The organism is Methylobacterium gregans (assembly GCF_022179245.1).
In the GTDB taxonomy this organism is placed as follows: domain Bacteria; phylum Pseudomonadota; class Alphaproteobacteria; order Rhizobiales; family Beijerinckiaceae; genus Methylobacterium; species Methylobacterium gregans.
The window spans coordinates 22,332-29,851 of record NZ_BPQM01000065.1 but is presented as its reverse complement, the minus strand read 5'-3'; the positions used below and the strand labels follow the sequence as shown (position 1 = coordinate 29,851).

Here is a 7,520-nt window from a genome sequence, read left to right as displayed (position 1 = left end):
GTGGCGCTGCCTCGCCCCGGCAAGATGGAGCGGGGCGAGGCAGCGCCACGGCGCCGTGGGTCATCGGCATCCGCATAAGACCGTCGAACAGCGTTGCATGTTGCTCGGTTCGGCGGCTGCTCGTCACGACCCCTTTCGGTTCCGACTTTCGGAGATGCCCATGAAAGTCGTGCTGGCCTCCTGGCAGTTCTGGGCGTTGTTCTCGGCGGCATTTGCCGCGCTGACGGCGATCTTTGCCAAGATCGGGATAGAGAACATCAACTCGGACTTCGCCACATTCATCCGTACGGTGGTGATCCTGTGCGTCCTCGGCGCGCTTTTGGCCGGCACGGGCCAATGGAAACCACTCGATTCAGTTTCGGGACGAACATACCTGTTTCTTGTCCTATCGGGGCTCGCCAACGGTGGATCGTGGCTCTGCTACTTCCGCGCCCTGAAGCTCGGGGATGCCGCCCGCGTGGCGCCCATCGACAAGTTGAGCGTCGTCCTAGTGGCGGTCTTCGCGATCATGTTCCTCGGAGAACGCCTGACCGTCCCCAACTGGTTGGGCGTCGACCTGATAGCGGCCGGCACGATCCTGGTCGCCTACAGGAGCTGAAGGCTGGCCGCGTGCCCTTTCGCCCGGAGGCGTACGCAGGAGAGCGACCGGGACGCCGCGACCAGCACGCGCGTTGGCCGATCGCCATCGAGCGCTCTCTGCATTCGTTCCTGCGCCCAACGTCCAGGCCCTTGACGCTCGCCGTCCAAGAACACTGCTGGCGGCGACTAGGCCGCGTCCGTCTTCCGCCCGGCAGGCGACTTGCGTCGGCGCGCTCGATGGATGGCCGGGGCCACGCCGCCGTTCCTGGCGTAGCGCGAGCGCCTGGGTGACGGGCCCCGCCACTCTGCCGAGCCCCGGAGCATATTGGCCAAGCGCCCGACATCCAAGCCGTCGAGAAGCTCAGGGAAGCGCAGCGCCCATAGCTCCAACAACCGGTCCCAACTTCCGCTGCGGACCAGCCGGCGCACGGAATTCGTGAGGTTCCGTTCGTCGCCGAACCGCTCCGGCATCCTCCGCCATGAGAGGCCGGTCCGCAGCGCCAGGATCACCGCCTCCAGCAGCATCCGGCCGGGAATGCCCGGGGTGCCCTTGAACGAGATCTCGATGGACGAATGCAACAGCGGCTTCGAGGCCAGCCATTGCTCGTCGGTGAGCGCATCCTGGCCATCCAGGGCATGGAAGCGTGCGGCCGGCCCCCTGCGCTTGCGCCAATCATCACCGCCAACCTTCCAGCGCGCCCGCGCGGCCTCGACCGGGCCGAGGTCCAGTCCGGCCACGAAGGAAGGGTCCGCCTCGCGAAGGAGGTCAATCAGGATCTGGTCCCCCGCGGCATAGACGAACCGCGAGAGTGCACGCCGCATCTCCGGCGCGTCGCCGAACGCCGCCGACAGCAAAGGCAGGCCCGTCCGGAGCCGGAGCAGGAGGGCGTCGACAAGGGCCCGCGTCGGGATGTGGCGCGAGTCATTCCTGTGGCCCGTGACGTCCGGGAGGTGCTTGGCGACGAGGGCCCAACGCGCGTCGTCGATCCGATAACCTCCGCTTGCCATAAGCCGCTCGGCGTCTTCGCGAAGGCGGACGTGGCGGCCCATCGGCTGCTCGACATCGACATGGATCACGTCCAAGCCAACACCGGGCGAGCCGCAGCTCCCGTCCTCCTGTAGGAACGCCAAGAAGTCCAGGTGGATGGCCAGGCCCAAGGTCCCCGCCGGCCGGCCATCCCGCATGACCACCACCCGCTGGACGAGGCGGGCAAGGGCGGCGGAGACCTTCGCCTCCGCCTCCGTCAAGGCCCTGAATGGCACCCGCTCGATAAGGTGATCCAACGTGGCGGAAAGCGTTCGAAGCCTCTCACCGGCTTCGTCCACCTCGGGCAGCTCGGCGAGGTCCGCCGAACGGGCCTGAAGGTCTGCGAGCTCCCCCGTCAGGCGGCTCCTCTCCTCGGACAACAGGTCGGATGGGTAGGTCGATTCAAGCTCCTTGACGAGCGCCCGGCGAAGCTGTTCGCGGGTGACCGCAATCTTACGCTCAACATCCGCACGGGCGGCACGGCGGGCGGCGGAGGCTTCACGTAGCGAGCGGTCGACGGCAGCCGCGAAATCCTCCTCGCCGACGAAGGACCGCAGCTTGCCGCAAACGGCTGTGAGGACGGCGCGCTCCACGGTCTCGTGCATAACGGAGTGACGCCTCGCCGGGCAGCAGCCCCCGTCCGACCAGACGTTGCAGGTTAGCTGTCGACCACCCAAGGTGAACCGCTGGCCTTCGACCCCGGCGCAGTCGCACGTCGCCTTTCCGGCCAAGAAGTGGCTGTGCTCGAACTTCTGCTTCCCCCGGGGGCGTCGCTTCTCGTTGACAGCGAAAAACAGATCGTCTGGCACAATTCGAAGGTGATCGAAGTAGTTGCGCGTCATCTCGCTCGGATGCCGACGCTGGACGGCGACCTTCCCCGATTTGCGGTCGAACGTATTCAAGGTAAATGGATAGTACCATCTACCCGTATAGGCCAACTGGCCCAAAACGTTCGCAACGGTCGATTTCGTCCATCTGCAATCCTTCGTCGGTCCTGCAACCCCGCGTTCCTTCATGATCCGGCCGATGCTTCGGTAGGAAATTCCCGCGGCTGCCATTTCAAAGATTGAAAATATGGTCTTCTCTTCCTCGGGGTGACGCACGAGGAAGCCCCTTTCTTCGCCGTACCGATATCCGAAGAACGCACCGGAATGGGCGCCGCCCTGGGCAGCGTGCTGGAACCTGCCCATGCCCATGATCAGGGTGCGACGGTCCCGATCCGCCTCGGCCTTGAGTGCCGCTTCGATGACCTCCTTCTTGTTCAGTGCCTTGAAGTCGCCGGCGCTATGAAATTCCACGCCAAGCTCATTCAATTGCTCGCATACTTCGACCGCATCGTAAGTTTCGCGGGACCACCGGTCAAAGTCCTCAACCATGATGACTTTTATCTTGCCAGACCGACAGTCTTCGAGCAAACGCTGCAGGCTTTCACGATCACGCATTGATCGGGCACTTCGAGCAGGGTCGTCATACAGCACGTAAATCGCGTAACCAAGCTTCCTCATGTAAGCGGTTACAACCTTGACCTGACGCTCGATGCTCATCTCCTTCTGCTTATTAGACGAGTAGCGAGCGTAGAGGCCCACGGGCACAAGCTTGTCCGGTGGGCCGAAGCCGTCACGGCGTTCGACATCCAGGTTCCGTCGAAGGGCCAACCGGTCCAGAGGGCACAATGCCGTCGTATCGACCACCTGCCGCAGATCCACGGCGCCAGGCATCAGGTCGGTCGTCCGTTCACCGTGGGCCATCGCAACGCCGCTCCATGCGAAGAGAAGGAAGAATTGCTTGCCTGAGGACGCGATAGCCGGGACGTGCGCGGGTTCGCTTTACGTCCATCTCGGTGCGCCGGATGGCTTTCGTTTGACTCCGCCCGAGACCGTCACGTTCTCCTCGACGCACATGGCCGGGTCGCAAGCGGTCATCCTTCCAGGCATCCCGGTAGCGACCGGCGTTCGAATCCATGCCGCGCGGCGCAACGTACGCTTCGGCTAGCTCCCGCCGACAACCGACTTCGGGCGCTTGGCCGTGATTTTCGTCTCTCCCGTCCACGGGGCCGGGTCTCCGCTGCACCATCGCGACGTGAATTTCGCATCCTGGCCGGAGCATTTCGCGTCACGGCGACATCTAATTCCAGGTCGCCCGCGTACAAGTCCCGACCGGCAACTTTCCTATCCTGTCCGCGCGCGTCCAGCCTTTGGGCGTCCGACCGTTCGGCGGCCATCCCCACCAAGCCCTCGAACAATGCGTCTAAGACCGTGAGCGGCCGTCCTGAACTGGACGATTCGCCCCGAAACCTCTGGATGCCGAACGACATCGTTCGCTCCCCCTGTTCCATTGAAATTACCCCTGGATCGCGCATGGCGGCAGGCGTACGAGAAACGCGCGGCGGCCGCCCCTTCTGGGACGGCCGCGCCGCATCGACGAAACGTGGGTGAAGTCTCTAATTATACCGCAGGTATATATAACTGCAATACCGGAGGCCGATCCGGAACTCGTCGCCATGTGCGGCGACCGACGGGACGAAAGGGCATCGCGGCCGCACGCGGTGCCGAAGGTAGCCTGTCCAGTTTCAAGAGACCGTTCCCGTTCTCGATGAACCTCAAAGGTCGATGCGGAAGCGGTATGGCGCGTTACGACGCCGCGGAACCGCCACCCGACTTGCGATATCCGCGAGCGCCACCTCCGACCTTGTCGTCCCAGTCCCCGTTGCGAATGCTCCGTCGGTACGGGCAGGTGTCCAGGGCGTCGGCTTCGGTCCGTACCAAGCAGCCCGTGAAGGGCATTCACGACGTTTGCCGGGCGGCTAGGCTCGGAGCAATCGGCCTGCTCCTGAGGAGCAAAAGCACAGCCGCTGACCGAGATGACGTGGGAACCGATGGCCCCCAGGGCCATCCCGGAGAGCACTGACCCTATGCCTGTCGTCGGTGCTGCCGGGCCGTTGCCGAATTCCCCTTACCGAAGTTCCCGCAATCCACAGGTCGACACGACCATCCTGGTCCGGCGCGGCGAGGGTGATGGTCAAGCAGGCGGATCGGCGGTAGAATATACTGGCGATATAAATACGACGCTGGTGCCGCCAAGTGCCGATAGGGTTTGGCTGCCCCTGCGCCAGTGGTCGGACGGTATCGCGACGTCGAAGTCCCCCGGGCGGTAGGCTGCCCCGCCCTGCAGATCAACCGCACCGACCGCGAGCACATGGCCGCGACCGGTGTCAGACGATTTACGACTCCGGTTCCCCAGACACGAAGCGCACTCTAGCAACGGGAGTGAGACGATGAGGCACGCGAGTCCGCGCGACGTTGAGCAGGATAAGGCTCCGTCAAGCTCAACCGGAAGGGCCACACGCCGGCGCCTTCCGCCGACCAGGGAACGGTTGGGCAGGCTGAGGGCGGTATCAGATCGCGTCGTCGAATCCACCGAATACGATGAGGAGACCCAAGGAGCCTTCGTCGAGGTGATGGGTCCCGAACTGCTCGACGTCGCGTTCGACGAACTCGGGGACCTCGCCTTGGTCCGAGGCGAGCTATCGGACAGCTTGCGGCTGCATGTTTCGGCCCTGCAGCGTCTCGACGAGGAGGACCTTTGGTGACGCAGGGCCGAAGCTGCGCCAATCCTTCCTGAGGTCCAGGTGAGTTTAGCCCGCCGGCGCTCTCGGGAGGCGCCGGACACTTCGCCAACCCTACCCGGCGCGCGTCCGCTTGCCCAGCGCGCCGTCCCAGCCTGGGAGGCGCGCATAGGCGTCCTTGCCAACCCTCTGGAAGTATCGCTCGTATTCGACGCTGATCTCGATCTTCTTGCGCGGCATCCCCTCGGATAGCGCTTCCTTGACCAAGCGGCCGCCCTTCAGCGTCGTCATTCGCAGCCGAACCATGATGTCCGCAACCGACATGCTGCCTTGCGCAGGCAGGATCTCGTAGGCTTCGTGCATCACGCGATCCCAGAACTCCTCAGAACGCACGTGGTCCAAGCGCCGGCTAATACCAATCGGCATGGTTCATAACCGATAGGCCCATTCGCGCAGTCCGAGCGACATGATCATCCAAGGCTGTGCGACGAGCTTGTTCCAAGCCTCGCAGCATTGATCGAGGATGTCCTCGTAGGAGTCGAAGATCCGGTCGCCGAGCCAGTTCTCGCGCAGGAACTGCCAGACATTCTCGACCGGGTTGAGTTCGGGCGCATGAGACGGCAGCGTCAGCAAGGTGAAGTTGTCGGGGACGACGAGGTCGGCGGCGACGTGCCAGCCGGCGCCGTCGAGGATTTGGACGGCGTGCGCGCCGGGATCGACGGCGCGGCTGATTTCGGCCAGATGCGCGTTCATGGCCGGTGTGGCGCAGCGGGGCAGGACGAGACCGGCGTCCTTGCCCTTCTCGGGACAGATCGCCCCGAAGATGTAGGCGGACGCCGTGCGCTGATCCTTGGGCGCCGTGGGCCGGCTGCCCTTGCGCGCCCACCGGCGCGGGACCGTGTTCTTCTGACCGACGCGGGCTCTCATCCTGAGGCTCTCGAAGGACGTCCTGCCACCAGAGTTCGAGCGGCGTGTCGACTGGCAGTTGGGCGCGGATCGCGCTCACGCGGGCGGGGAGGTTTTTTTAAACGCCGTCAGCGCCGCCGGGTCCTGCTGATGATGGCGCGGACGGGCCGACAGCTTGGCATAGCCCATCCGCTTCACCTCCCGTCCGACACTGCTCTCGTCGAGGCTGACGCCGAAGCGCGCGAACAGCCAAGCCGCCAAGTCCTTCAGCCGCCAGCGCACCACGCCGTCCCGTTGCAGGTCCGGCCCTTCCTCGATGGCAACCGCGAGCGCCTGCCGCTGGGCCGCGTCGAGCTTGAACCGCGGGCCGGGCTTTTTGCGCTCGATCAGGCCGTCCGGCCCGGCCGCGTTGAAGGCCAGCACCCAGTCGCGCACCGTCTGCAGGCCGACCGCGCCGATCCGCGAGGCCTGCGTCCGGCTCCCACCCTCGTAGATCGCGGCCAGCGCGAGAAGCCGCCGGCTCTGACCGGCATCGCGGCTCTTCCGCGCCAGACGTCGCAGGGTATCCGCATCGAAATCCTCGCGCAGATCCACGGCCTTCGACATGGCAAACCTCCTAGCTTGCCACATCGAATCACATCCGCCGCTTCCGCGTAAACCCGCGAGTCCTCACCCGTACCGATTGGTATTATGGGTACGCTGATTGTGCAGCAGAGATGCGGGACAATTTAAGCGCAGCAATTCCTGGTTGCCTCGCTCGTCGCCGGCTTTGCGCCGAAAACGGCCGTTTGCGGATCATTTTGGAACGAGACTTCGACTTTTCCGTCCCGTCGAGCGTTACGTGCCTGTAGGAAATGCGCACCCGCCGCCGCTCGCTGTTCACATCGTCTTCGGCGGCGGTCGTTGAACCTGCCAAGGTCGCCACACGAAATCGATCCCCGTAATTGCGGAGTTTATTCCATGACACGTACGTCTAAATTCAGAGCCTCACTCATCGCTGGCTTTGCTGCGCTCGCACTAGGCTTTGGCTTGGCAACAATCCCCGAACCGGCAGCCGCCCAAGGCCATGGCTACGGTCATTCCCGCGGTCATGGTGGCGGCTACGGCGGTCACGGTGGCGGCGGTCGGCACGGCTATGGCGGCGGACATCGCAGATCGTACAGTGGGCACGGCGGCGGTCGGCGACATGGCTATTCCGGTGGGCACGGACGCTCGGGTGGCGGCGGTCATCACAGGGGTGGTGGCCACTAGGGACACAAACTAGAAGCTTGATCCCGCAAAGATTGTCTTGAGCCCAAGCATTAGGCGAGGTTGGCGGGACTCAGTCATCGGATGACGGCAAATAGTTCGTTACTCAGAATAATTCTCCGACGTAACGAAATCCGATCCGGAAGCAAAGCACAGCCATGTTTTTTCTTCCAAATCCGAGCACAGGAGAATGAT

The 7,520-nt window shown here is 64.0% G+C and carries 4 protein-coding genes and 1 pseudogene; 2 read left to right on the top strand and 3 right to left on the bottom strand.

The features are described 5' to 3' along the window. Nucleotides 1-160 precede the first annotated feature (160 nt). Entirely contained in the window at nucleotides 161-598 is a 438-nt protein-coding gene (locus MFF54_RS14315) for an EamA family transporter (RefSeq protein ID WP_012455869.1), read from the top strand. A gap of 167 nt (nucleotides 599-765) precedes the next feature. Here MFF54_RS14315 and MFF54_RS14310 read toward each other — a convergent pair whose 3' ends face one another. Then, a complete protein-coding gene (locus tag MFF54_RS14310) occupies nucleotides 766-3,354 on the bottom strand; it encodes a recombinase family protein (RefSeq protein WP_012455870.1) in 2,589 nt (862 codons plus the stop codon). A 1,709-nt stretch (nucleotides 3,355-5,063) separates the two neighbouring features. On the opposite strand from MFF54_RS14310, the gene MFF54_RS27655 reads away from it, so the two are divergent. Continuing rightward, nucleotides 5,064-5,195: a hypothetical protein gene (locus tag MFF54_RS27655; RefSeq protein ID WP_276518062.1), complete on the top strand. Its 132-nt coding sequence runs from the start codon at nucleotides 5,064-5,066 to the stop codon at nucleotides 5,193-5,195. A gap of 90 nt (nucleotides 5,196-5,285) precedes the next feature. Here the strand turns inward: MFF54_RS27655 and MFF54_RS14305 are convergent, their stop codons facing one another. Continuing rightward, on the bottom strand, nucleotides 5,286-5,534 hold the full coding sequence (locus MFF54_RS14305; RefSeq protein ID WP_003596801.1) for a hypothetical protein: 249 nt from the start codon (nucleotides 5,532-5,534) through the stop codon (nucleotides 5,286-5,288). A gap of 66 nt (nucleotides 5,535-5,600) precedes the next feature. Further along, nucleotides 5,601-6,683 (bottom strand): annotated as a pseudogene (locus MFF54_RS14300) (IS630 family transposase). Nucleotides 6,684-7,520 lie beyond the last annotated feature (837 nt).

Bases quoted from the DNA above. Each gene is read 5' to 3' on its own strand.
- MFF54_RS14315 (WP_012455869.1), top strand. From the start codon at position 161: ATGAAAGTCGTGCTGGCCTCCTGGCAGTTCTGGGCGTTGTTCTCGGCG.
- MFF54_RS14310 (WP_012455870.1), bottom strand. From the start codon at position 3,354: ATGGCCCACGGTGAACGGACGACCGACCTGATGCCTGGCGCCGTGGAT.
- MFF54_RS27655 (WP_276518062.1), top strand. From the start codon at position 5,064: ATGGGTCCCGAACTGCTCGACGTCGCGTTCGACGAACTCGGGGACCTC.
- MFF54_RS14305 (WP_003596801.1), bottom strand. From the start codon at position 5,534: ATGCACGAAGCCTACGAGATCCTGCCTGCGCAAGGCAGCATGTCGGTT.